The sequence below is a fragment of the Streptomyces sp. SD15 genome (genome assembly GCF_054462255.1).
The window spans coordinates 40,760-64,795 of record NZ_JBTLMO010000028.1 but is presented as its reverse complement, the minus strand read 5'-3'; the positions used below and the strand labels follow the sequence as shown (position 1 = coordinate 64,795).

Below are 24,036 nucleotides of genomic sequence, written 5' to 3'. Positions count from 1 at the left end.
CTGAGATCTGGGGCACGAATGCGTGACAGCTGTAGATGGCCGACGATCGGAGGGATCCTTAGGTTTCACGGTGGTTCTCCGTGCCGTACCCGAATCGTCGGGATGCGGCCTTCTGTTCGCCTTGTTGTGGAGGTGCCCCGTGCTGGGTCCCGTGATTCTCGCCGCGTCGCGCAGCGACCGGATGCGCCGCTTCGTGTCGGCGGCTCCCGGCACCAAGCAGGTGGTCGCCCGCTTCATCGCCGGTGAGAGCGTCGACCAGGTCATTCCGGTCGTCCAGGACGCCGCCGCCAAGGGGCTCGAAGTCACCCTCGACGTCGTCGGCGAGGACATCACCACCCGCGAGCAGGCCTTCGCCGCCCGCGACGCCTACCTGGAGCTCATCGAGCACCTGAAGGCGCTGGACCTCGGCACCAAGGCCGAGATGTCCATCAAGCTGTCGATGTTCGGGCAGGCGCTGGAGGGCGGGCACGAGCTGGCCCTCGCCAACGTCCGCCCGGTCGTCGAGGCCGCCGCCGCGATCGGTACGACGGTCACGCTGGACGCCGAGGACCACACCACCCTCGACTCGATGTTCGCCATCCACGAGGAGTTGCGGAAGGACTTCCCGGGGACCGGCTGCGTGATCCAGGCCTACCTGTACCGCACCGAGGCCGACGCCCGCCGGCTCGCCGCGAACGGCAGCCGCGTACGCCTCGTGAAGGGCGCCTACAAGGAGCCCGCCGAGGTCGCCTACCAGGACAAGGCCGAGATCGACAAGGCGTACGTCCGTGTCCTGCGCGTGCTGATGGAGGGCGAGGGGTACCCGATGATCGGGTCCCACGATCCGCGGCTCATCTCCATCGCGCAGGAGCTGGCCCGGCGCGCCGGGCGCAAGCTGGACGAGTACGAGTTCCAGATGCTGTACGGCATCCGCAGCGAGGAGCACCTGCGCCTCGCCGCCGAGGGCCACCGCATGCGCGTCTACACCGCCTACGGCACCGATTGGTACGGCTACTTCATGCGCCGCCTCGCGGAGAAGCCGGCCAACCTGCTCTTCTTCGCCCGCTCGATCCTCACCAAGGGCTGAGCCCGAACCACCGCTCACTAAGGAGTTACGGACACCATGGACGCTGTGACCCAGGTCCCCACCCCCGTCAACGAGCCGGTGCACGGCTACGCCCCCGGCTCGCCGGAGCGCGCCCGCCTGGAGGTCAAGCTCAAGGAGCTGGCCGAGAACCCGATCGACCTGCCGATGACCATCGGCGGCGAGAAGCGGATGGGCGGCGGCGAGCCGTTCCAGGTCGTGCAGCCGCACAACCACAAGGCCGTGCTCGGCACGTATCGCAACGCGACCCAGCAGGACGCCCAGGACGCGATCGACGCCGCCCTCGCCGCCGCGCCCGCCTGGCGCGCGATGTCCTTCGACGACCGCGCCGCGATCATCCTGCGCGCGGCCGAGCTGCTGGCCGGCCCCTGGCGCGAGACCCTCGCGGCCTCCACCATGCTCGGCCAGTCGAAGACCGCCCAGCAGGCCGAGATCGACTGTCCCTGCGAGCTGGTCGACTTCTGGCGCTTCAATGTCGCCTACGCCCGGCAGATCCTCGCCGAGCAGCCCCCGGCCAACTCCCCGGGCGTCTGGAACCGTCTCGACCACCGCCCGCTCGAGGGCTTCGTCTACGCGATCACGCCGTTCAACTTCACGGCCATCGCCGGCAACCTGCCCACCGCCCCCGCCCTCATGGGCAACGTGGTGGTCTGGAAGCCGTCCCCGACGCAGACCCACGCCGCCGTCCTGCTGATGCAGCTCCTGCAGGAGGCCGGTCTCCCCAAGGGCGTCATCAACCTCGTCACCGGTGACGGCATCGAGGTCTCCGAGGTCGCCCTGGAGCACCGGGACCTCGCGGGCATCCACTTCACCGGCTCGACGAAGACCTTCCAGTACCTGTGGAAGACGGTCGGCAACAACATCGCGAAGTACCGCTCGTACCCGCGCCTGGTCGGCGAGACGGGCGGCAAGGACTTCCTGGTCGCCCACCCGTCGGCGGACCCCGCGATCCTCAAGACCGCCCTCACCCGCGGCGCCTTCGAGTACCAGGGCCAGAAGTGCTCCGCGACCTCCCGCGCGTACATCCCCGCCTCCATCTGGAACTCCGGCTTCAAGGAGGAGTTCGCGGCCGAGGTCGACTACCTGACCATGGGTGACGTCACCGACCTGTCGAACTTCGTCGGCGCGGTCATCGACGAGCGCGCGTTCGCCAAGAACAAGGCGGCCATCGACCGCGCCCAGGCGGACCCGACCTGCACGATCGTCGCGGGTGGCTCGTACGACAACTCGGTCGGCTACTTCGTGCGCCCGACCGTCGTCGAGTGCTCCGACCCGGAGAACGAGGTCTTCAAGACGGAGTACTTCGGTCCGTTCCTCGCCGTGCACGTCTACGAGGACGAGACGTACGACGAGATGCTGACCCAGATGGAGTCGGCCTCGGACTACGCGCTGACGGGCTCGGTCATCGCGGGCGACCGCGCGGCGGCGGCGTACACGATGGACAAGCTCCGCTACGCGGCCGGCAACTTCTACATCAACGACAAGTCGACCGGCGCCGTCGTCGGCCAGCAGCCCTTCGGCGGCGGCCGGGCGTCGGGCACGAACGACAAGGCGGGCGCCCCGCAGAACCTGATGCGCTGGACCCTGACCCGCGCCATCAAGGAGACCCTGGTCCCGCCGACCGACTACACGTACCCGCACATGGGCTGACACCCACGCGGTACCCAAAACCGCCGCCCCCGCTCCGGAACCCCCCTCCGGAACGGGGGCGGTATCCATGTGCCGCCCGGGCAGACTTACGTCCATGACCTGGACGCGGAGCGGAACGGTCGCCGTGACGGCCGACGACGGGGTGCGGCTGTGGGCGAGCCGGTCGGGGCGGGGCGCGCCGCTGGTGCTGTGCCACGGCGGGCCCGGACTGTGGGACATGTTCGAGGACGTGGCCGGACTGCTGGCGGACCGGGCCCTGGTGCATCGCTGGGACCAGCGTGGCTGCGGACGGTCGCAGCGGTGCGCCGGGCCGTGGACGAGTGAGCGGTTCGTGGCCGATCTGGACGCCGTGCGGCGGCACTTCGGGCTGGAGCGGATGACCCTGCTCGGCCACTCCTGGGGCGCGCAGCTGGCGCTGAGCTACGCGCTGGCACACCCGGAGCGGGTCGACGCGCTGGTCTACGTGAGCGGTACGGGCATCGGGCCGGACTCCGCCTGGTGGGGCGCGTTCGACGAGAACTTCCGTGCCCGGCTCGGCGAACGTCCCGAACGGCTGGCCCGGTGGCGCGAGTTGAGTGACCGTCGGCACCTGTCCGAGGCGGAGGAGCGGGAGAGCGCCGTACTGCGGTGGTCGGCCGAGTTCGTCGACGGCGAGCGGGACCTGGAGCACGCCGAGCGCATGGCCGAGCCCTGGTTCGGGGTCAACGGCGACTGCAGCAGGGGCCTCAACGCCGAGCGGCGGAGGTGGTGGGGCACACCGGAGCTGTACGCCGCCTGCCAGGCGGTCGACGTCCCCGTGGTCGTCGTCGACGGTGCGCGGGACCTCCGTCCCCGCTCGGCGGTGGACTCGCTGGAGCAGGCCCTGCCGCGGGTACGGCGGGTGATCCTTCCGGACGCCGGACACATGCCGTGGGTCGAGGATCCGGAGGGGTTCCGGGAGGCGGTCATGGGGGGTGTTGTGAGTGGCTGAGCCGATGACCCTCCGACTGCGGACCGCCCACACCGCGGATCTCGCCCCCACCGAACTCCGCGCCGTTCGCTCCCTCCTGGACGACGCCTTCGACGGGGGCTTCGGCGACGAGGACTGGGATCACGGCCTCGGCGGCATCCACGCCCTTGTGCACGACGAGAAGGGACTCGCGGGCCATGGCAGCGTGATCCAGCGGCGCGTCCTGCACCGCGGACGCTCGCTGCGGGTCGGATACGTGGAGGCCGTGGGCGTGCGGTCCGATGCGCGCCGGAGGGGCGTGGGCGGTCAGGTCATGGCGGCCCTGGAGCGGGTGGTCGACGGCGCGTACGCCCTCGGCGCGCTCTCCGCGAGCGACGCGGGCGCCCCCCTCTACGCCGCCCGCGGCTGGCAGGTCTGGCCCGGCCGGATCTGCGCGCTCGGCCCGTCCGGCGTCGTGCGTCTGCCGGACGAGGAGGGCACGACCTTCGTACGCCCCGCGTCGGCCGGCCCTGTCGACCCGGCGTACCGATCTCGGACCGGAACGCCCGACCCGTTCCGTCGGTTACGTCACCACACCCGAACTGGCGACGACGGTCGCGGTCCGGGTGCTGATCAGGGAACTGAGGGCGCTGCGTCCGCGACGGGCGTGACCGGATCGACTCGAGCGCAGCGGCTTCTGTCAACCGGCACCTTCAGTGCCACGAGGTAGTCGTCCATGGCGCCGCGCGTGCAGTCACTGCGGCCGTAGACGCTGTGTCCCGCACCCTCGTCCGGATCTTGGGGGCCTTGGTGATGCGCAGGCGGTGCTGCGGGTTGTTCACCTCGTCCGGCCGGCCGACACATCCGGCCAACGCGGCGTGGACGCGGGGAGAGCCGCGCATGTGCGGCGCGGCTCGCAGTTCGGCCTCGGTCAGGCGGGCGCATTCCTGGTGGTCCCGCGCCCGGAAGCGCCAGTCCTGGCAGAAGACCGCGTGGAACGGTTCCGGGGTCACCTGCGGATCGGTGTCCGCAGCCACGGGTGACGACGCCGGCGCGGCTGAGACTGGATTCTTTCGCGGTCCCTCCGGCCCGAACTGAGGTTGCTGCGCGTCGAGTTCAGCCACGTACGTGGCCAGACTTCGCCAGTCCGGGCCGTAGTACGCCTTGAAGGCGACGAGGGTGATCGCGTTCGCGGTGAGGGCCTGGTCCGGCTGCTCGGGATCTTGTATCTCGCCCCGGTCGGCCCGGGCGAGCAGACCGTTCCCCTACGGCGGTGACGTCCCGGCCGTGCAGAGCACACGAGGGCGACCGGTCGCACCACCGCACGAACTCGTGGAACGAGTCCTCTGCGGTGGCCGCGGAGGAGACCAGGAAGTCCCGGGTGCCGAGGCTGTGGTCGATGTTCGCGGTGAGAGCCATGGCGCGGATCCGGTCGCCGTGCAGCTCCGCGTACTGCTCGCCGATCAACGTGCCGTAGGAGTGGCCGAAATAGTTGATCTTCCGACGATCGCCGTCAGCGAGACCCGGCCGGAGCGGTTGCGCGATGCCAACGCCCTCTTCGCCACCTCCCACCTCCCACCGACTGGCCGCGGGGCTGGGCGTGGCCATCGCCGTGATCGCGCTGCGCGGGGGTGCGGCACTGACGGACGCGCCGCGCTCGGCGTTCGCGGTGCTCGGTGCGCTCTGTCTGCTTCCGACGCTGGGAGCCCTGCGGCTGCACCTCGCGGCGGGCGACGCCGTCCGGACCGTAGCCCCAGGTCAGAGGCGTGTGACCCAATCCACCGTCTCAGATAGTAGGAAGTCCGACTAACTGTGGAGACAGATGCCCCGTCCTCGCTTAGCTTTGTAGGAGCCGAACGTCTCGCTCGACCAAGCGAATGGCGGTCGTGAGCCGGAGCCCTTGGCAGGCAACCCCTGCGGCACCGCGCTTCCCGCCCCTTCCGGCGTCTCGTAAAAGCCCTCACCGCACTTCCGGCCGCCCTTCTGGGGCCTCCCGGAGGCAAGGAGTCGATTCATCATGGCCGAGACGACCGTCCGCCGAGTCCGCCGTGTTTCCCGTACGAGCGAGTCCGACCGCAAGAACGCCGCCGCCGCGCTCCAGCGCGCCCTCGACCGCAGGGACAACGGCGGTGAGACGGGCCACTGAGGATCACTGGCCCGTCAGTTCGTCACCACATACCGGGAGCCGCACCCGCACGAGGTGCGACGCGGGGTTCACGCCCCGCGTCGCACCTCGAAGTAGTCGATGCGCCTGCCGCTCTGCGCGAGCGCCGACACCTTGAGCCGGGGAGCAGTGCCCGCCTCCGCCTCCACCGAGAGGAAGGAGTACCCGGTGTAGCGCACCCGCGACCACTCCACGGTGTCCTTCTTCTGCTGCTGTGACTTCGTCCAGTGGAAGGTGTCCACGGACTCGCGGTCGGCGACCTTCCCCTCGTAGCTGTCCTTGACCCCGGCGGGGAAGCTGTACAGGCTCTTGCCCGCCCCGCCCGCCGTGACGTACACGATCCCGTCCCGCGTCGGATCAGTCGACGCGCCGATCGGCACCGGCCTGCCCACCTTGCCGCCCTTGATGGCGTCGGTCCGTTCGTACACGTGGTTGTGCCCGTTGATCACCAGGTCCACCTGGTGCTTGGTGAACAGCGGCAGCCAGGCGTCCCGTACGCCCCCGTCGGAGGCGTGGGTCGACGTCGAGTACGTGCAGTGGTGGAAGAAGACCACGACGAAGTCGACCGACTTGCGCAGTTCCCCGAGCCGCCTGTCGAGCCAGGCCGTCTGTCTGCCACCCGTGTAGCCCTTGTTGGCAGGGATCTCGTACGACACGTCGTTCGCGTCCAGCGCCACGATCCCGACATTGCCGTACGTGAAGGAGTAGACGCCCGGCGCGTCGCGTGCGTCGAAGCCGTTGCCGGGGAGGGTCCAGCGGGCCGACTGGCCCCCGTACCCGTTCGGCGAGTACCACGCCTCCATGTCGTGATTGCCGGTCGTCACCATCCACGGCACCGACTTCGCCACCGACTCGGTCTGCTTGAGGAACCGGTCCCAGTCGGAGGGGTCGTAGCCGTCCGACTTCTTGCCCTGGCCGTTGACGTCCGCGTAGCAGATGTCACCCGCGTGCAGATGGAACGACGGGTGCCGACCGAGGATCGTACGGTCGTTGGCGAGCGCGTCGGCAGTGACGCCCTGGTCGCCGAAGGCGGTGAACACGAACTTCTCGGGCGGCCGGGCGGGCGCCGTGCGGAAGGAGCCGATGGTGGAGTGCCGCTCCCGGGACGCGGGGTCGAAACCGTCGTGGCCGACGCCGTAGTAGTACGTCGTTCCGGGGCGCAGGCCGTCCAGCGCCGCGTGCAGGTAGTACTGGTCGAGGGCGATTCGTACGCCCTTCAGCCCCGGCGTGTGCAGGTCGCGGACCTCGGCCTCGATCTTCCGGCTCAGTCCCCAGGGTGTCAGGCCCACGCGCACGTACGGCTTCTTGACCGCGAAGGGGACCTGCCAGGAGATGCGCATCTGGGTCTTCGGGTCGGCGCCGAAGGCGAGATGGCGGCCGAAGGGCGCGACGACCGAGCCGTGCACCTGCCCGGTGGCGGGGCGCGCCGATGCCGATGTCGATGGCGCGGCGGAGGTGCGCGTCGCCGTACCCGATGCCGATGCCGATGAGCAGCCGGCCAGGAGCCCGCCGCCCGCGAACGCGCCCGCCGTCACCAGCGCGCGGCGGCGCGTGAGTTTCGTCCGCAGATACTCGTGCTGCTCCGCCATGCTCATCCGGCGTGCGAGCTGCTCGGGAATACCGACGTCAGGGGTGTCCATGGCTGGGAACTTCCCAGCAAGTCCCAACGCCCGCCATACATACGGGTGAACGCAAGTCGACGAATCCCCCCCGCGACACTCGGCCCCGTCCGTATGGCGGACGCCTCGTGTCATTCCATGGGACTGGGAGTACGGTGCCTTCATGTCTCGCAGCATCAATCTCGCAGTGATCCCCGGTGACGGCATCGGCCAGGAGGTCGTGGCCCAGGGTCTGAAGGTCCTCTCCGCCGTCCTCCCGCAGGATGTGAAGCTGGAGACCAAGGAGTTCGACTTCGGCGCCAAGCGCTACCACGCCACCGGTGAGACCCTCACCGACGCGGACGCCGAGGCCCTCAAGCAGCACGACGCGATCCTGCTCGGCGCGATCGGTGACCCGTCGGTCCCCTCCGGCGTCCTGGAGCGCGGCTTCCTGCTGAAGCTCCGCTTCCTCTTCGACCACCACGTCAACCTGCGTCCGTCGAAGCTCCTCCCGGGTGTCGCCACCCCGCTCGCCGGGCAGCCGGAGATCGACTTCGTCGTGGTCCGTGAGGGCACCGAGGGCCCGTACACCGGCAACGGCGGCACCATCCGCAAGGGCACCCCGCACGAGGTCGCCACCGAGGTCTCCGTGAACACGGCCTTCGGTGTCGAGCGCGTCGTCCGGGACGCCTTCGCCCGCGCCCAGGCCCGCCCGCGCAAGAAGCTGACGCTGGTCCACAAGAACAACGTGCTGACCTTCGCGGGTCACCTGTGGACGAACGTCTTCAACAAGGTGGCCGTGGAGTTCCCCGAGGTCACCACCGACTACATCCACGTCGACGCCGCGACGATCTACCTCGTCACGGACCCCGGGCGCTTCGACGTGATCGTCACCGACAACCTCTTCGGCGACATCATCACCGACCTCGCCGCGGCCGTCTCCGGCGGCATCGGCGTCGCGGCCTCCGGCAACATCAACCCGAGCGGCGAGTTCCCCTCGATGTTCGAGCCCGTGCACGGCTCGGCGCCCGACATCGCGGGCCAGGGCAAGGCCGACCCCAGCGCCACCGTGCTGTCCGTCGCCCTCCTGCTGCGCCACCTCGGCTACGAGGCCGAGGCCGTCCGCATCGAGAACGCCGTCTCCGCCGACCTCGCGGAGCGCGTCGGGCAGCCCGCCCGCAGCACCGACGAAATCGGCGACGCGCTCGCCGTACGAGTAGCCGGCTGACCCCGCGCCACTCACGTTTCGTAGTAGCCGCCGGGTCGCATCCGCACCCGGCGGCTTTTGCTATGCCCTCGCCGGGTGCCACCATCAAACCCCTGGGCAATCCGAAGGGCCGCATTCGCACTGTTTTCATCCACGGTTCTCCACGCGCGATAATCGAACGCGGAGCCGCGGAATGAGGGAATGCACGGGCGTCCTGGCACTGGCCACTGACAGTACGGACGTGAGCGCGGCCCGTCACACACAACCGGTGAAGGACAACCATTCATGACGACGCCCACGATCGAGCTCAAGCCCTCTTCGCAGCCCCGTTCGACTGCGGAGCGCGAGGCGATCCTCGCCAACCCCGGCTTCGGCCGCTACTTCACCGACCACATGGTGACGATCAAGTGGACCGAGGGCCGCGGCTGGCACGACGGCCAGCTCGTTCCGTACGGCCCGCTCTCCCTCGACCCGGCGAACATGACCCTGCACTACGCGCAGGAGATCTTCGAGGGCCTCAAGGCGTACCGCCAGCCCGACGGCTCCGTCGCCACCTTCCGCCCGGACAAGAACGCCAAGCGCTTCCAGGCCTCCGCACGGCGGCTCGGCATGCCGGAACTGCCGGTGGAAACGTTCATCGAGGCCTGTGACGTCCTGGTGCGGCAGGACCAGGCCTGGGTCCCGGCCCACGGCGGCGAGGCGTCCCTCTACCTCCGCCCGTTCATGATCGCGACCGAGGTCGGCCTGGGCGTGAAGCCCGCCAACGAGTACCTGTTCCTGGTCATCGCGTCCCCCGCCGGCGCGTACTTCCCGGGCGGCGTGAAGCCGGTGTCGATCTGGCTCTCCGAGGACCACGTCCGCGCCGTCCCCGGCGGCATGGGCGACGCCAAGACGGGCGGCAACTACGCGGCCTCCCTCCTCGCCCAGGCCGAGGCCGCCGAGAAGGGCTGCGCCCAGGTCTGCTACCTCGACGCGGTCGAGCACAAGTGGGTCGAGGAACTGGGCGGCATGAACCTGTACTTCGTGTACGGCGCCGAAGCCAATGAAAAGCCGGTGATCATCACGCCCTCCCTCACCGGCTCCATCCTCGAAGGCGTCACCCGCGACTCCCTCCTCACCGTCGCCCGCGACCTCGGCTACGCGTCCGAGGAGGGCCGCGTCTCCATCGACCAGTGGCAGCGCGACGCGGAGAACGGCACCCTGACGGAGGTCTTCGCCTGCGGCACGGCCGCGGTGATCACCCCGGTCGGCACGGTCAAGCGCACCAGCACGCAATGGCAGCAGAGCGGCGGCGAACCCGGCCCGGTCACGCTGAAGCTGCGCGAGGCGCTTCTCGACATCCAGCGGGGCGTCGGCGAGGACAAGCACGGCTGGATGCATCCGCTGGGCTGACGTGAAGCTGGGCTGACGTGCACGAGACGGGGTCCGCGCCGGGCGAACCGGGGCGGACCCCGTCGTTCCCCCCGTCCGGGTCCATGCGAGTCGGCCCCGCCGTTTCCCTGCTCAGGCCCACGCCCGCGGGGGATCGTGAAGCTGCCTGCCACTGGGGGACGACGGGGGTGGTACGGGACGGAGGCACTCGACGAAGCGGCGGCTCGACGCCCAGCGGGCGCAGCTACGCGGATGACCAGTCGGCCCTCCACCTGCGTGACCTGCGCACCGGAGCGGACCGGGTCGTCGCCGGTGCCGATGTGGCGGCGACCGGAGGATCGGTGAGCGACGAGAGGATCGTCTTCTCCTCCGCCGCGTCGGATCTCGTCCCCGGGGACACGAACGGCGTCGCCGATGTGTTCGTACGACGCGTTCGCTGATCCCCGGGGCGGTGGCGCGAGCCGCGTACACCGTCAGGTCACCAGTACGAACGGTCACCCGATCGGGTACTCCCGTGGCAACCGCTGCTCGAGGCCGTACGTCTACGACCGTGTGACCGGCGAGACCCGGCGGTTTTGGCCCGCACCGCCGTCCGCGGCCAGGCGCCGGCGGGAGTTCACACGTGAACACCCACGATCCGCCCACCGGCCGCGCATGAGCCGTACGCGATACACGCCAAGAGATCCACGGGGGAACCATCTTGTACACCAGCACACGTGCCGCGCTCGCCGCCGCTCTCGTCGCCGCGGTCACGGCCACGGCAGCCCTGACCGGAGCGGCGGCGAGCGCCGTACCCCGGGCCGCGCACACCGAGCCCGTCAGCGTCACACCCGCAGGGAAGGCGGGCAACGCCTCGTCGTCGGCGGCCGTGATCAGCCGCGACGGCCGGTACACGGCCTTCGCCTCGACCGCGTCGGACCTGGTACGCGGCGATACGGACAACGTCTCCAACGTGTTCGTACGCGACCTGCGCACCGGCGACGTGAAGACCGGAACGACGGTGCTGGTGACCCCGGACACGACGGGCGGCACAGCTTCGGCCGAGGTGGCGCCCGGCGCGGTCGCGGCCGACGCGCGCCGGATCGCCTTCACCACGAGTGATGCCACGCTCATCACGGGGGGCGACGCGAACGACGCCCAGGACGTCTTCGTACGCAAACTGTCGTGAACGCAATGAACGAAACTCGAGGCACCCTTGTGGTGACCGTGCGCAACGGGCACGTTACGGCTCATGGGACGAGAGCACTGGAAGAAGATCTGGGTCGGCTCGGCCGGCAACATGGTGGAGTGGTTCGACTGGTTCGTGTACGCGAGCTTCGCGACGTACTTCGCCGGGGCGTTCTTCCCGGACGGGAACCCCACCGCACAGCTCATGAACACCGCGGGCATCTTCGCGGTCGGCTTCTTCATGCGCCCGGTCGGCGGCTGGCTGCTCGGCCGGGTCGCCGACCGTAGAGGCCGCAAGACCGCGCTGACGCTGACCGTCACCCTGATGTCGCTGTCGGCCGTCCTCATCGCCTTCGCGCCGACCTACGCGGTGGCGGGCTACGGCGGCGCGGTCGTCCTCCTCATCGCACGCCTGTTGCAAGGGCTGTCGGTGGGTGGCGAGTACGCGGCCAGCGCGACCTACCTCACCGAGGCCTCCGACCCGAAGCGGCGCGGCCTCGCGTCCAGCTTCCAGTACGTGTCGATGACGGTGGGTCAGATCCTCGGCCTCGGTCTGCTGATCATCCTCCAGCGCACCCTGTCGGACGGCGCCCTGCACAGCTGGGGCTGGCGCATCCCCTTCGTGGTGGGCGCGCTCGGCGCCGCGGTCGTCTTCTATCTGCGGCGCACGATGCTGGAGACGGAGGTGTACGAGGAGGCCGCGTCCGGCGGGGAGACGGCGTCCGGCGCGGAGCGGGGCACAGTGCGCGCGCTGTGGCAGTACCGGCGCGAGGCCTTCCTGGTCATCGCGCTCACGATGGGCGGCACGGTCGCGTACTACACGTACACCACGTATCTGACGAAGTACCTGTCGAACTCGGCGGGCCTGCCGAAGGAGACCGCGACCCTCGTCTCCTTCTCCGCGCTGATCGTCTTCGCCTGTCTGCAGCCGCTCGCCGGCCACCTCTCCGACCGCATCGGCCGCCGCCCGCTGCTGATCACCTTCGCGGTCGGCTCGACCTTCCTGACAGTCCCGATCATGACGATGCTGAAGCACGTGGGAGGCTTCTGGCCCGCGTTGGGACTGGCTCTGCTGGCCCTGGTCGTGGTCACGGGCTACACCTCGATCAACGCCTGCGTGAAGGCCGAGCTCTTCCCGACCGGCGTCCGTGCCCTCGGCGTCGCCCTCCCGTACGCCATCGCCAACGCCCTCTTCGGCGGCACGGCCGAATACGTCGCCCTGTGGTTCAAGGACGCGGGCGTCGAGTCCGGCTTCTACTGGTACGTGGCGGGTTGCGCGGCGGTGTCGCTGGTGGTGTACGTCGGTATGCGCGAGACGCGCGACCTGGACCTGAACCGGGTCGGGCAGGGCCACAAGCCGACCTCGGAGCCCGAGGCGCGGCTCGCATCCTGAGACGATATGGGCCCGGGGGTGGAGCTTGTGCCAGACTGCCCCCGTGCTCTCGTTCGCCACGATTATTGGCAGCAGGCGCGCCGGTCCGCAGTGACCGCCACGTACCACCACGTACGGGCGGGCACCGTCATCCTCGACCCGCGCGCAGACCTCTCGCACCCGCGAGAGGTTTTTCGTTTTCCTGGCCCACCGCAAGCCGGGAAGGGAGCGCGAGGGATCATTGGGGGATGGTGGAGCCGGTCATTCCGGTACAGACCGAGATCCAACACAGGAGCCAGAGACCATGACCGAAACCAGCGAGCTCGACGATTCGTTCCACGTCTTCGACACGACCCTGCGCGACGGTGCGCAGCGTGAGGGCATCAACCTCACCGTGGCGGACAAGCTGGCCATCGCACGGCACCTGGACGACTTCGGGGTGGGCTTCATCGAGGGCGGCTGGCCGGGCGCCAACCCGCGCGACACCGAGTTCTTCGCCCGCGCCCAGCAGGAGATCGACTTCAAGCACGCCCAGTTGGTGGCGTTCGGCGCGACCCGCCGGGCCGGGGGCAAGGCGAGCGAGGACCCGCAGGTCAAGGCGCTGCTGGACTCCGGCGCCCAGGTGATCACCCTGGTGGCCAAGTCCCATGACCGCCATGTCGAGCTGGCCCTGCGCACCACCCTCGACGAGAACCTCGAGATGGTCCGCGACACCGTCTCGTACCTGCGTTCGCAGGGCCGCCGCGTGTTCGTCGACTGCGAGCACTTCTTCGACGGCTACCGGGCGAACCCGGAGTACGCGAAGGCCGTCGTACGGGCCGCCTCCGACGCGGGCGCCGACGTCGTCATCCTGTGCGACACCAACGGCGGCATGCTCCCGGCCCAGGTCCAGGCGGTCGTCGGCACGGTCCTCGCGGACACCGGTGCCCGGCTCGGCATGCACGCCCAGGACGACACGGGCTGCGCGGTCGCGAACACCCTGGCGGCGGTGGACGCGGGCGCGACCCACGTCCAGTGCACGGCGAACGGCTACGGCGAGCGGGTCGGCAACTCGAACCTCTTCCCGGTCGTGGCGGCCCTGGAACTGAAGTACGGCAAGAAGGTCCTGCCCGACGGCTCCCTGCGCGAGATGACGAGGATCTCGCACGCGATCGCCGAGGTGGTGAACCTGACCCCCTCCACGCACCAGCCGTACGTCGGTGTCTCGGCCTTCGCGCACAAGGCCGGTCTGCACGCCTCCGCGATCAAGGTCGACCCGGACCTCTACCAGCACATCGACCCCGAGCGGGTCGGCAACACCATGCGGATGCTGGTCTCCGACATGGCGGGCCGCGCGTCGATCGAGCTCAAGGGCAAGGAGCTCGGCGTCGACATCAGCGGTGATCGCGAGCTGGTGGGCCGGGTCGTGGAGCGCGTCAAGGAACGCGAGCTGAAGGGCTACACGTACGAGGCAGCGGACGCCAGCTTCGAGCTGCTGCTCCGCGAGGAGGCCGAGGGCCGGGCCCGCACGTACTTCCAGGTGGAGTCCTGGCGGGCGATCGTCGAGGACCGTCCCGACGGAACCCACGCCAACGAGGCCACGGTCAAGCTCTACGCCAAGGGCGAGCGCATCGTCGCGACGGCGGAGGGCAACGGCCCGGTGAACGCCCTCGACCGTGCCCTGCGCGTCGCCCTGGAGAAGATCTACCCCCAGCTCGCCAAGCTGGAGCTGGTGGACTACAAGGTCCGCATCCTGGAGGGCAAGCACGGCACCCAGTCCACGACCCGCGTGCTGATCTCCACCTCGGACGGCGCCGGCGAATGGTCCACGGTCGGCGTCGCGGAGAACGTGATCGCCGCGTCCTGGCAGGCCCTGGAGGACGCGTACACGTACGGTCTGCTGCGGGCGGGGGTCGAGCCGGCCGAGTGATTTTCAGCCCCTCCGGCGTTTGAGGAGCGGGGTCTGGGGCGGAGCCCCAGGAACAAGGGACGGGTAGGGGCGGAGGGGGCGAAAAAATCCCCCCACCCCCGCCCGCACCCCTTACTGAAGATGCCACTTCTGGTTGGCAGCCCCCGTGCAGCTCCAGATCTGCGCCCGAGCCCCGTTCGCCGACGAATTCCCGGTCACATCAAGGCACTTGTTCGCCGCGGTATTGACGACATCCCCGGTGGCGGAGTTGTACGACCACCGCTGAGCCCCCGTCCCGTTGCAGTCGTAGAGCTGAAGCTGCGCACCGTCAGCGGTGGACGCCGAGGTGACGTCAAGGCACTTCCCGAGGGCCTGAACCGACCCGTCGGCCTTGACCGTCCAGTTCTGCGCGGTCGAGCCGTTGCAGTCGTAGAGCTGCACGGCGGTCCCGTTGGCCGACGAACCACCCGCCACATCAAGGCACTTGCCTGCCAGCCCCACAAAGGCCCCGCTCTGGTCGCCGCCACCGGCCTGCGTCCCGGACCAGGTAAAGGTCGCCGAGGTCTTGCCGGGAAGCGAGTAGGTCGCGTGCTGCGAGCCCCAGTTGATCGTCACCGTCTTCGCGGTGGACGCGTCGTTGTACGCGATCAGCGCCTTCGACCCGTCCGGGTTCCGCCACGCGACATTCGGCACGGACGTGCTCGCAGTGGAGGCGATGCGCTGAGCGCCCGGCTTCACGAACTTCGTGAGGTGCCCCATCGTGTAGTACTCGATGGTGTAGTCGACCTGCCCGCTCTGCGCATCACCGTTGTGGACGGTGACGAGACCGGTGCAGGTGCCGCAGCCACCGTTGTGCGGCCCCATGTTCTGGTCCACGGCCAGCGACCACTTCGTCACCGACTTCGCCCAGTTCCGGGTGTAGTCGACGATGTTGAGCATGTCCTCGCGCTGCTGGTTGGCGATCCAGGTGCCACCGGAGTGCTCGGTTCCGAAGGCGTCAAGCGTGGGGTACTGGTTGTGGACGCTGGTCTGCTTGGTGACGTCACCGCCGTAGCCGTGCCACGCGACCCCGCCGAAGTTCGGGTGCGTACGGACCGCCGCGTCGTCGACCGTCGAGGCGGCGTACGAGTCGTACACGTCCCAGTTCCAGTCATGGGCGAGGACCTTGGTCGACAGCCCCGCCGCCTGGAGCTTCGGCAGCAGCTCGCTCTTGGTGAAGTAGGCGAGACCGGAAGCGTTCCAGCTCATCGACGGGTACCCGGAGCAGCACGTCGGCTCGTTCTGCACGGTGACATACGAGACGGGCACGCCCTGAGCCTGGTACGCCTGCAGGTACTTCACGAAGTACGAGGCATAGGCCCCGTAGTTCTCCGCCTTCAGCCAGCCGCCGTTGAGCGACCCGCTGTCCTTCATCCAGGCCGGCGCCGTCCACGGCGAGGCCATCACGGTCAGTGCGGGATTGAGCTGGCGCGCCTGCTTGGTCAGCGGCACGACGTCGGCCAGGTCGTGTGCGATGGAGAACTGGGCGAGGGTCGGGTCCGTCTGGCCGGCCGGCACGTCGTCGTACGAGTACCCGTACCGCGCGAGGTCCGACGCGCCCATCGGATTGCGTACGAACGACAGCCCGATCCCGTCCGTCGGTGAGAACAGTTTCGTCATCGCGGCGTTGCGGGCGGCCGGTGTCAGCGCCCCGCTGCTGTTCATCAGCCAGGCGGCGGTGTCGGTGAAGGAGGCGCCGCCGCCGGTGAACGTCTGGTACCGGGTGTTCTCGTCCACGGTGATGTTGTCGCCGGTTCCGCCACTGCCCGCCTGGAAGGCGAAGGGAGTTTGCGGCTGCAATCCGCGTACGACATGGCGGCCGCCGGTGTCGTCCGTCGTGGTCAGGTAGGCGGTGACCTGTTCGCCCGCCGCGTGCGCGGGAACGCTGCCGACGGCGCCGAGTCCGGCCGTCGTCAACAGCCCGGCGACGAGCAGCCGGGCCGCTCGGCCGGTTCTCTTCAGGGATCTTGCCGTGCTCGTGGGGCTCATGGGTGCGCGGCCCTTCTGGAGGTGGGGGATGGGCGTGCGAGGCGTGAGTAAATGACGGCCGCGGACGCGCGTCAAGGGGTTGCGCGTTCAGAGACTGAAGGGACAACGGCCCTGATACGGCCGTCAATTGCCCGTGTACCGGTTCTGACGTGAGGTCTTGACGGTTTGCCGGGACGCCAGTTAACTCACGGCGTGATCTAAGTCGTAAGAGTACTAAAGGGCACTGACGACTACTCAAGAACGCTGAAGACGATTTACAACAGGAACCAAGAGGAACCAAGAGGATCAACGAGAGTCGAGGGAAGGTCCATGCGAAGAACCGCCCTGCTCGTGTCCGCCGCCTTGCTCACCGGGCTGCTGCCCCTGGCCTCCGCGTCGGCCGCCGCCGGAGCCGACGACCCGCCTCCTGTCCCCGTCGACGCCTTCGAGGGTGAGGTCCCGTTCGCGAATCCGCCCGCCGAAGGCATCTTCACGTGGGGCGGCGACACCGACGATCCGCCCCAACTGGCCCTGACCGACCGCGCCGACGCCCCCGAAGGCGCCAAGGTCCTCGCCGGCGCCTACGACATCAGCGGCTACGGCGGCTTCAGTCACGACTTCGCCTCCGGTCAGCCGGCCCACGACTGGTCCGCGCACAAGGGCATCCGCTTCTGGTGGGACGGCCAGAGCAACGGCAAGAAGATCCCCTTCGAGATCAAGGACGGCGGCGCGAACGGCGGCGCCTCCGAGCTGTGGACGACGTCCTTCACGGACGACTTCACCGGCTGGAAACAGATCGAGATCCCCTTCACCGACTTCGCCTATCGCACGGACTATCAGCCCGTGGGCGGCATCGACCAGATCCTCGGCCTCACGGAGATGTGGGGCTACTCCGTCACGCTTCCCGTCGGCCTCAAGGGCCAGTTCGCCATCGACGACGTGGAGCTGTACGGCACCGCCGACCCGGCGCTGCGCGCGAGCGTCATCACCGACTCCGCGGTCTACCCGGTCAAGGAGGGCGGCAAGGCCGACGTCAAGGTCTCCGTCGCCACCACCGGCGCCGTCCCGCTCGACGAGCCGGTGACCGTCGCGTACGAGACGGCCGGCGGCACCGCAGACTCCGGCAAGGACTACAAACCCGTCAAGGGCTCGATCACCTTCCCGGCGGGCACGGCCTCCGGCACCTCGCGCACCGTCTCCGTGACCACCCTCAAGGACAGGTCCGGGGAGTCCGCCGAAACGATCCCCCTGAAGCTGACGGTCACGGGAGCCAAGGCCCCGGTCGAGACCCCGCAGGTCGTCGTCGACGCCCACGGACTCCCGTACCTGGACCCGAAGTTGTCGGTGAAGAAGCGCGTCGCCGACCTCGTCTCCCGGCTGTCCCTGGAGGAGAAGGCCGGTCAGATGACCCAGGCCGAGCGGGGCGCGATCACCTCGCAGGGCGACATCGCGACGTACGCCCTCGGTTCGCTCCTCTCCGGCGGCGGCTCGACCCCCACGCCCAACACCCCCGAGGCGTGGGCGAAGATGATCGACTCCTTCCAGCTCCGGGCGCAGGCGACGCGGTTCCAGATCCCGCTGATCTACGGCGTGGACGCGGTGCACGGTCACAACAACCTCGTCGGCGCGACGGTCATGCCGCACAACATCGGCATCGGCGCCACCCGTGATCCCCAGCTCGCCCAGGAGACCGGCGCGGTGACCGCCGCCGAGGTCCGCGCCACCGGCATCCCATGGGACTTCGCGCCCTGCCTGTGCGTGACCCGCGACGAACGCTGGGGCCGCAGTTACGAGTCCTTCGGCGAGGACCCGGCCCTCGTCGAGTCCATGGAAACGATCATCCAGGGCCTCCAAGGCCGCGCGAACGGCAAGGACCTGAGCGACAGCGACAAGGTGCTCGCCACCGCCAAGCACTTCGTCGGCGACGGCGGCACCGAGTACGGCTCGTCCACCTCGGGCTCGTACACCATCGACCAGGGCATCACCAAGGTCACCCAGCAGGAGCTGGAGGCCGTGCACCTCGCGCCGTACCAGGACGCCGTGGACCGCGGCGTAGGCTCGGTCATGCCTTCGTACTCATCGCTCGACATCCTCGGCGACGACGCGGGCCCGGTGAAGATGCACGCCAACGCGGCGCTCATCAACGGGGTGTTGAAGGACGAGATGGACTTCGACGGCTTCGTCATCAGCGACTGGGCGGGCATCGACCAGATCCCCGGCGACTACGCCTCCGACGTCCGTACATCCATCAACGCGGGCCTCGACATGATCATGGTCCCGTACGCGTACAAGGACTTCCGCACGACGTTGATCGACGAGGTCCAGGCCGGGCGGATCAGCGAGGAGCGCGTGGACGACGCCGTAGCGCGCATCCTCACGCAGAAGTTCAAGCTCGGCCTCTTCGAGCAGCCGTACGCCGACACCAGCGGCGCGTCCGACATCGGCTCGCCCGAACACCGGGCCGTGGCCCGCGAGGCGGCGGCCGAGTCGCAGGTCCTCCTCAAGAACGCGGGCGGCGTACTGCCTCTCAAGAAGTCCCAGAAGGTGTACGTCGCCGGGTCCAACGCCGATGACATCGGCAACCAGACCGGCGGCTGGACCATCACCTGGCAGGGCTCGTCCGGAAAGATCACCGACGGCACGACGATCCTGGAGGGGATGCGGCGCGCGGGCGGTGACGTCACCTACTCGAAGGACGCCTCGGCGCCCACCGGCGGTTACGACGTGGGTGTGGTCGTCGTCGGCGAGACCCCGTACGCCGAGGGCGTCGGCGATGTCGGCAATGGCAATGATCTGGTGCTGACCGCCGCCGACAAGGCCGCCGTGGACAAGGTGTGCGGCGCCATGAAGTGCGCGGTGCTGATCGTGTCCGGGCGCCCGCAGCTCATCGGGGACCGGCTCGGCGACATCGACGCGCTCGTCGCCTCCTGGCTGCCGGGCACCGAGGGCGACGGCGTGGCGGACGTGCTGTACGGCAAGCGGGCCTTCACCGGTCAGCTCCCCGTCACCTGGCCCAAGTCGGAGGCCCAGCTGCCGATCAACGTCGGCGACGCGTCGTACGATCCGCAGTTCCCGTACGGCTGGGGGCTGACGACGCTGACGAAGGTGCCGGAGGGCGGGAGCGCCACCCTCAAGGCGCTCGGGATCGCGGCCGCCGTGGCCGAGAGGACCGGCGCGGAGGAGGCAGGCCGCGCGCTCGTCAGCAAGGCGCGGCTGATCGTGCAGCAGAGGGTGGGCCAGAACCTCACGGCGGCGTCGGCGAAGCCCTTCGCCGACGCGGACCATCTGCTGCTGACGGGCCGGTACGGAGCGGCGGTGGAGAAGCTCACGGCGGCTTATCGGGCGGCCTGAGACAGCGGATCCGGTGGGTGTGCGTGCGCGGCCTGCACACCCACCGGTTTACCTGCACATCGACCCGTTTAAATGACCGCTTTAGGATATTTTCGGGTATTTTCGAGTTATGAAGGTCGCCGGACGGAACCGATGGCTGTCGTGGCTGCTGGCCGCGCTGCTGCTCGCCGCCCTGGCCGCTGCGGCCGTGCTGTCGGCCGGCTCCCCGCGCGCCTCGGCTGCCATGGGCCTTCCCGCGGCCACGAGCCTCCCCGCGGCCACGAGCGTCTCCGAGATCGCCGACGCCCTCCGCGAGAGCCCCGTCTACGTCGACCCGGCCGCGTCCGGGCAGCTGTCGAAGGCCGATGCCGACGACCTCGCGAAGAAGATCGAGGACGCGGACAAGCCGCTCTTCGTGGCGGTGCTGCCCGCGGACTTCCCGACGGAGAACCTCTTCAACGACCTGCGCACCGCCACCGGCATCACGGGCCTGTACGCGGTCCGCCTCGGCGACCGCTTCGACGCGAAGGCCGACGCCTCCGTCCTGCCGCGCACCGCCGTGCAGAACCTCGTCACCAGCGTGCAGGGCGAGGCCGTGGCCACCCAGCTCGACGACTTCACCGAGCGCGCCCTCACCAACATGGGCGGCTCGGCGCCCACCGGCTGGGACTCCGGCGACAGCGGGAGCGGGGTCTCCTCCACCGGGCTGATCACCGTCGGCGCGCTGCTCGTGGCCAGTAGCGCCGGCGCGTACACGCTCGTACGCCGCACCCGGCGCCGTAAGGAGGAGGAGCAGCGGGCGGCGCTGGAGAAGCTGCGGGTCGTGGTCGACGAGGACATCACCGCCTTCGGCGAGGAGCTGGACCGTCTCGACTTCCAGCCGGGAGAGCCGGGCGCGGACGACGCGATGCGCGCGGACTACGAGCACGCGCTGGACGGCTACGAGAAGGCGAAGAGGTACATGGCTCAGGCGCAGAAACCGGAGGATGTGCGCGCCGTCACCGAGGCCCTGGAGGACGGCCGCTTCTCGCTCGCCCAGCTTGCCGCCCGCCGCGAGGCCAGGCCGCTGCCCGAGCGCCGGGCGCCCTGCTTCTTCGACCCCCGGCACGGTCCGTCGGTCGCCGACGCGACGTGGACGCCGTCGGGCGGCGCATCCCGCGAGGTTCCGGTCTGCGCGGCCGATCAGGCCCGGCTGGCCGACGGCCACGACCCCATGATCCGCGAGGTGGACACCGACTCCGGCCGCCGCCCGTACTGGGACGCGGGCCCGGCCTACGGCCCCTGGGCGGGCGGCTACTTCGGCGGCGGCATCCTGCCCGGCCTGCTGATCGGCACGATGCTCGGCGGCATGATGGCCACCCCGACGTACGCGTCCGACTACGGCTCCGGATACGGCGACTTCGGCGCCGGCGGATACGAGGGCGGCGACGTCTCCGGCGCGGACTTCGACCCCGGCGACTACGGCGGCGGAGGGGGCGGGGGAGGGGACTTCGGGGGCGGCGGGGACTTCGGCGGAGGTTTCTAGCGGTTGCCTCTGGAGGGCGTTCCTCAGGTGTGCAGACGGCTGAGGTATGCGATCACTACGGTTAGCGGGGTAGTCCCAGCTCGCCCACCCAGCCCGGCCTGGAAGCGGGAGTCGGCCTCGAGCTTGGCCATCAGCTCGGCCACGCGCCGTCGGTAGGTGCGCAGCGAGACGTCGAGCCGCTCGGCCGCCGATTCGTCGGTGCGTCCCGAACCGAGGGCTTTGAGGATCACGCGGCTGTCGGCATCGAGGTGGGGACGTCGCTGCGCAGATAGGTGTCGAGATCGACGGAGTTGTCCAAGATTGCCTGGAACAGCGAGAGGACGCCGTCGACCACGTTCTGCGACGTCGTCACGGTGTACTCACGGCCGGTGGGGGTCTCCCTCTCAGTGACGAGGACCTGTCCGACCTGCCAGGCTGACCGGGTCGGCTCCGGAAGTCGGCTTGGCCGTCATGCCCGCTGCCGCCGCGCGGGACGGGCACGGGCACGGGCCCGGCGCTTGGCAGCACCGGGCCCGTGGACGTCGTACGGCGTGGTACGAGGTCATGCGAGGTTTCTACGAGGCGGAAGTCAGAGAGAGGCCGCCGCCGAGGCGATCGCGGAGGCGAAGGTGGAGACCTCCGAGTACACGCCGGGGGCGTTGGGCCGGGCGCAGCCGATGCCCCAGCTGACTATGCCGACCTGGATCCAGGCGTTGGCGGAGTCCCTGCGGAACATGGGGCCGCCGGAGTCGCCCTGGCAGGTGTCGACCCCGCCCGCCGCGTAGCCGGCGCAGATCTCGTCGCCCGCGACGAGGCCGCTGTAGCCGCTGTAGGTGCGGCAGGTCGCGTCGCTCACGAACGGCACGGTGGCCTTGAGCAGGTAGCGCTGCTGGGCGCCGCCCTCGGAGGCCGAACCCCAGCCGGCGACGGTGAAGGTGCCGGTGTTGTACTGCGTGGTGGTGGCGATCTTCAGCGTCGGCAGGTTGATCGGCGAGGCGAGCTTGATGAGCGCCCAGTCCTTGCCGTTGCCGTTGTAGCCGGGGGCCCGGTAGACGTACGTGGAACGGACCTGGACCCGGCCGGTGGTGGACTGCAGGTCCACGACACCGGCGGTGGCGGTGATGCTGGTGTTGGCGCCGGTGCCGCTCACACAGTGCGCGGCGGTGAGCACGATCTGCTGGGTGTAGAGCGCGCCGCCACAGCCCATGGAGAGCCGGACCATGAACGGGAACTCGCCCTGCGCGGCACGGGTTCCGCCGACGACCGGCGACGGGGCGGCCTGTGCGGCGGAAACGGGCTGAAGGCTGACGATCGCGAGAGCGGCCGCACCGAGGACCGCGAATCTCTTGAACGCCGTGAGGAGAGACTTCAACGTGATGCCTTCCGTGGGGGGTTTGACATACAGGTCGGGGAACCACGGGCGCTGAAATGTCGGGAGCATGCCAAATGGGCGCAAAGAATCGCCCCTTTGCTGGCATGGACTGGTCAAATTCTGTTGCTGGATTATGAGAACGCTGTGACGCCTCACACAAGGGGTGAAATCCGGCCAGGCAGTTCACGACATCCGCGGCACGACCAGCCCCGACTCGTACGCCGTGATCACGGCCTGCGTACGGTCCCGCAGCGCGAGCTTCGACAGGATGCGGCTGACGTGCGTCTTCACCGTCTCCTCGCCGACTTCACCCCCGAGGAGGGCTACCCCCTTCTCTCCCTCACTGACACCACCACCCTCCGCGTCGCCCTCGGTTCCACCCTCTGCCTGATCCTCATAGCCCTCCTGGGCCTGGGCCTGGCAGTACTGCTGCGAGACAGCGCCGCGGCGATCACCACAGGCCTGGGCCTGCTCTACGCCGCTCCTCGCCAACCTCCTGGGCTCGCCCACCTGGAAGGACCGCACCTGGGCCCCGATGCCGGCGGGCCCCGCCATCCAGGCGACGCGAAACCTGGCCCGCCTGCTCATCGGCCCATGGCCGGGGCTGGGGGTACTGGCGGCGTACGTGCCAGGGGTGTTCTTTCTCGGCGGCGCGATGTTCAGGCGGCGGGGCGCGTAGGTCACTCACCGGCGTCGGCGTCCGCCAGCCCCAGCCACTCCCGCCACGACAGATCACGCCCGATGAACCGAGGCCGCTCGAAGGGCCACGCCTCGTCGATCCACCGGGGCACGAACGAGTCCAGATCCCGCTCCAGTTCGGACCCCACGCGCTCGTCCACCACCCACCAGGAGATCTCGGCGTCGGCGCCGGCCTTCTCCGGAGGATCGATGTACACGCACCCGAACTCGCCGGTGCCCGACTCATCGAGCAAGACGTAGTTGAAAGACTCGTGAGTGGCGATCTCGGCCTCGTGCCGCTCCAGATCCTTCTGGTTCGCCTCGTAGGTCATGGTCTCGGCGGGCCACCCCCAGGCCTCACCGAAAATGGACCACAACCGCTCGCGCGACCCCATGACGACCGGATAGTCCATGGCCGCATCGGCCCCGGTGACCGGCCGCAAGTGATATCCACCCGGCAGCTCAACACGCAGCGGGTGAACGAAGTCAGCAGGCAACCAGGTCATGCCCGGAGGCTAGCGACAGGGCGGGTGCGCCGCCTCGGGTTATTCCATGGGGTCGGCCGTGGGCCACCTCCCAAGGGCATGACGCTCGCCGGCGGCATGCCACCAGCCGGGAGGAGAGGACCGGTTGGCTCCGCCGGTCGCCTGATCGGGATGCAGCCCGAGCCGCCACAACGCGTCCGCCGCCACGTACACGGTGATCCACCCCCACCA

Annotated in this window: 20 protein-coding genes and 3 pseudogenes; 14 read left to right on the top strand and 9 right to left on the bottom strand. The window is 69.5% G+C overall.

Going from position 1 to position 24,036, the window contains the following annotated elements; all coding sequences use genetic code 11:
- Positions 1-139: 139 nt before the first annotated feature.
- The 5 genes and pseudogenes from ACX28W_RS26020 to ACX28W_RS26000 form a co-directional block, all read left to right on the top strand.
- Positions 140-1,066 carry a proline dehydrogenase family protein gene (locus ACX28W_RS26020; RefSeq protein ID WP_459001822.1) on the top strand — a complete coding sequence of 309 codons (927 nt, stop codon included), beginning with the start codon at positions 140-142 and terminating at the stop codon, positions 1,064-1,066.
- Between the two features lie 36 nt (positions 1,067-1,102).
- Positions 1,103-2,734, top strand: coding sequence for an L-glutamate gamma-semialdehyde dehydrogenase (gene pruA, locus ACX28W_RS26015; protein ID WP_459001820.1), 1,632 nt, complete (start codon positions 1,103-1,105; stop codon positions 2,732-2,734).
- A 94-nt stretch (positions 2,735-2,828) separates the two neighbouring features.
- A complete protein-coding gene (locus ACX28W_RS26010; protein ID WP_459001819.1) occupies positions 2,829-3,704 on the top strand; it encodes an alpha/beta fold hydrolase in 876 nt (291 codons plus the stop codon).
- A gap of 4 nt (positions 3,705-3,708) precedes the next feature.
- A pseudogene (locus ACX28W_RS26005) lies at positions 3,709-4,206 on the top strand (GNAT family N-acetyltransferase); the annotation flags it as partial.
- A pseudogene (locus ACX28W_RS26000) lies at positions 4,199-4,333 on the top strand (LysR family transcriptional regulator); the annotation flags it as partial. The pseudogenes ACX28W_RS26005 and ACX28W_RS26000, both read left to right, overlap by 8 nt.
- Positions 4,334-4,375: 42 nt before the next feature.
- Here the strand turns inward: ACX28W_RS26000 and ACX28W_RS25995 are convergent.
- Together ACX28W_RS25995 and ACX28W_RS25990 are read right to left on the bottom strand one after the other, a co-directional pair.
- Entirely contained in the window at positions 4,376-4,675 is a 300-nt protein-coding gene (locus ACX28W_RS25995; RefSeq protein ID WP_459001818.1) for a hypothetical protein, read from the bottom strand.
- 103 nt (positions 4,676-4,778) lie between these two features.
- Positions 4,779-5,270 (bottom strand): alpha/beta fold hydrolase, encoded by a 492-nt coding sequence (locus ACX28W_RS25990; RefSeq protein ID WP_459001816.1) that lies wholly within the window; start codon positions 5,268-5,270, stop codon positions 4,779-4,781.
- A gap of 409 nt (positions 5,271-5,679) precedes the next feature.
- On the opposite strand from ACX28W_RS25990, the gene ACX28W_RS25985 reads away from it, so the two are divergent.
- Positions 5,680-5,808 (top strand): hypothetical protein, encoded by a 129-nt coding sequence (locus ACX28W_RS25985; protein ID WP_362082034.1) that lies wholly within the window; start codon positions 5,680-5,682, stop codon positions 5,806-5,808.
- Positions 5,809-5,876: 68 nt separating this feature from the next.
- Here ACX28W_RS25985 and ACX28W_RS25980 read toward each other — a convergent pair whose 3' ends face one another.
- Positions 5,877-7,466, bottom strand: coding sequence for a purple acid phosphatase family protein (locus ACX28W_RS25980; protein WP_459001814.1), 1,590 nt, complete (start codon positions 7,464-7,466; stop codon positions 5,877-5,879).
- 142 nt (positions 7,467-7,608) lie between these two features.
- On the opposite strand from ACX28W_RS25980, the gene ACX28W_RS25975 reads away from it, so the two are divergent.
- The 6 genes from ACX28W_RS25975 to cimA all read left to right on the top strand — a co-directional run bounded on the left by ACX28W_RS25975 (position 7,609) and on the right by cimA (position 14,450).
- Complete coding sequence (locus ACX28W_RS25975) at positions 7,609-8,652, top strand: 3-isopropylmalate dehydrogenase (protein WP_459001812.1); 1,044 nt, start codon at positions 7,609-7,611, stop codon at positions 8,650-8,652.
- A 264-nt stretch (positions 8,653-8,916) separates the two neighbouring features.
- Positions 8,917-10,023, top strand: a complete 1,107-nt coding sequence (locus ACX28W_RS25970) for a branched-chain amino acid aminotransferase (RefSeq protein ID WP_459001810.1) — start codon at positions 8,917-8,919, stop codon at positions 10,021-10,023.
- A gap of 167 nt (positions 10,024-10,190) precedes the next feature.
- Positions 10,191-10,442 carry a hypothetical protein gene (locus ACX28W_RS25965; protein ID WP_459001808.1) on the top strand — a complete coding sequence of 84 codons (252 nt, stop codon included), beginning with the start codon at positions 10,191-10,193 and terminating at the stop codon, positions 10,440-10,442.
- A 260-nt stretch (positions 10,443-10,702) separates the two neighbouring features.
- Positions 10,703-11,170, top strand: coding sequence for a hypothetical protein (locus ACX28W_RS25960; protein ID WP_459001807.1), 468 nt, complete (start codon positions 10,703-10,705; stop codon positions 11,168-11,170).
- A 63-nt stretch (positions 11,171-11,233) separates the two neighbouring features.
- On the top strand, positions 11,234-12,562 hold the full coding sequence (locus ACX28W_RS25955; protein ID WP_459001806.1) for an MFS transporter: 1,329 nt from the start codon (positions 11,234-11,236) through the stop codon (positions 12,560-12,562).
- Positions 12,563-12,845: 283 nt separating this feature from the next.
- Positions 12,846-14,450, top strand: a complete 1,605-nt coding sequence (gene cimA, locus ACX28W_RS25950; protein WP_459001805.1) for a citramalate synthase — start codon at positions 12,846-12,848, stop codon at positions 14,448-14,450.
- Between the two features lie 111 nt (positions 14,451-14,561).
- On the opposite strand, the gene ACX28W_RS25945 is transcribed toward cimA, so the two are convergent.
- Positions 14,562-16,457: a ricin-type beta-trefoil lectin domain protein gene (locus tag ACX28W_RS25945; protein WP_459001803.1), complete on the bottom strand. Its 1,896-nt coding sequence runs from the start codon at positions 16,455-16,457 to the stop codon at positions 14,562-14,564.
- A gap of 309 nt (positions 16,458-16,766) precedes the next feature.
- Here ACX28W_RS25945 and ACX28W_RS25940 point away from each other — a divergent pair, with 309 nt between their 5' ends.
- Both ACX28W_RS25940 and ACX28W_RS25935 read left to right on the top strand, forming a co-directional pair.
- Positions 16,767-19,787: a glycoside hydrolase family 3 protein gene (locus tag ACX28W_RS25940; RefSeq protein ID WP_459001801.1), complete on the top strand. Its 3,021-nt coding sequence runs from the start codon at positions 16,767-16,769 to the stop codon at positions 19,785-19,787.
- 109 nt (positions 19,788-19,896) lie between these two features.
- The gene (locus ACX28W_RS25935) at positions 19,897-21,291 is read left to right on the top strand and encodes a hypothetical protein (protein ID WP_459001800.1); all 1,395 of its coding nucleotides are present in this window, start codon (positions 19,897-19,899) and stop codon (positions 21,289-21,291) included.
- A gap of 23 nt (positions 21,292-21,314) precedes the next feature.
- On the opposite strand, the gene ACX28W_RS25930 is transcribed toward ACX28W_RS25935, so the two are convergent.
- From ACX28W_RS25930 to ACX28W_RS25910, 5 genes and pseudogenes are all read right to left on the bottom strand, one after another.
- Positions 21,315-21,521, bottom strand: a complete 207-nt coding sequence (locus tag ACX28W_RS25930; RefSeq protein ID WP_459001799.1) for a hypothetical protein — start codon at positions 21,519-21,521, stop codon at positions 21,315-21,317.
- Positions 21,518-21,643 carry a hypothetical protein gene (locus ACX28W_RS25925; RefSeq protein ID WP_459001797.1) on the bottom strand — a complete coding sequence of 42 codons (126 nt, stop codon included), beginning with the start codon at positions 21,641-21,643 and terminating at the stop codon, positions 21,518-21,520. The genes ACX28W_RS25930 and ACX28W_RS25925 overlap by 4 nt, the downstream gene beginning before the upstream one ends.
- Before the next feature lie 216 nt (positions 21,644-21,859).
- A complete protein-coding gene (locus ACX28W_RS25920; protein WP_459001796.1) occupies positions 21,860-22,642 on the bottom strand; it encodes a S1 family peptidase in 783 nt (260 codons plus the stop codon).
- Positions 22,643-22,825: 183 nt separating this feature from the next.
- A pseudogene (locus tag ACX28W_RS25915) lies at positions 22,826-22,948 on the bottom strand (LuxR C-terminal-related transcriptional regulator); the annotation flags it as partial.
- Between the two features lie 374 nt (positions 22,949-23,322).
- Positions 23,323-23,826, bottom strand: a complete 504-nt coding sequence (locus tag ACX28W_RS25910) for an N-acetyltransferase (protein WP_459001794.1) — start codon at positions 23,824-23,826, stop codon at positions 23,323-23,325.
- Positions 23,827-24,036 lie beyond the last annotated feature (210 nt).

Excerpts from the sequence above, each read along its gene's own strand:
- pruA (WP_459001820.1), top strand. The coding sequence starts at position 1,103 with ATGGACGCTGTGACCCAGGTCCCCACCCCCGTCAACGAGCCGGTGCAC.
- ACX28W_RS26010 (WP_459001819.1), top strand. The coding sequence starts at position 2,829 with ATGACCTGGACGCGGAGCGGAACGGTCGCCGTGACGGCCGACGACGGG.
- ACX28W_RS25990 (WP_459001816.1), bottom strand. The coding sequence starts at position 5,270 with ATGGCCACGCCCAGCCCCGCGGCCAGTCGGTGGGAGGTGGGAGGTGGC.
- ACX28W_RS25985 (WP_362082034.1), top strand. The coding sequence starts at position 5,680 with ATGGCCGAGACGACCGTCCGCCGAGTCCGCCGTGTTTCCCGTACGAGC.
- ACX28W_RS25980 (WP_459001814.1), bottom strand. The coding sequence starts at position 7,466 with ATGGACACCCCTGACGTCGGTATTCCCGAGCAGCTCGCACGCCGGATG.
- ACX28W_RS25975 (WP_459001812.1), top strand. The coding sequence starts at position 7,609 with ATGTCTCGCAGCATCAATCTCGCAGTGATCCCCGGTGACGGCATCGGC.
- ACX28W_RS25970 (WP_459001810.1), top strand. The coding sequence starts at position 8,917 with ATGACGACGCCCACGATCGAGCTCAAGCCCTCTTCGCAGCCCCGTTCG.
- ACX28W_RS25955 (WP_459001806.1), top strand. The coding sequence starts at position 11,234 with ATGGGACGAGAGCACTGGAAGAAGATCTGGGTCGGCTCGGCCGGCAAC.
- cimA (WP_459001805.1), top strand. The coding sequence starts at position 12,846 with ATGACCGAAACCAGCGAGCTCGACGATTCGTTCCACGTCTTCGACACG.
- ACX28W_RS25945 (WP_459001803.1), bottom strand. The coding sequence starts at position 16,457 with ATGAGCCCCACGAGCACGGCAAGATCCCTGAAGAGAACCGGCCGAGCG.
- ACX28W_RS25940 (WP_459001801.1), top strand. The coding sequence starts at position 16,767 with ATGCGAAGAACCGCCCTGCTCGTGTCCGCCGCCTTGCTCACCGGGCTG.
- ACX28W_RS25935 (WP_459001800.1), top strand. The coding sequence starts at position 19,897 with ATGAAGGTCGCCGGACGGAACCGATGGCTGTCGTGGCTGCTGGCCGCG.
- ACX28W_RS25910 (WP_459001794.1), bottom strand. The coding sequence starts at position 23,826 with ATGACCTGGTTGCCTGCTGACTTCGTTCACCCGCTGCGTGTTGAGCTG.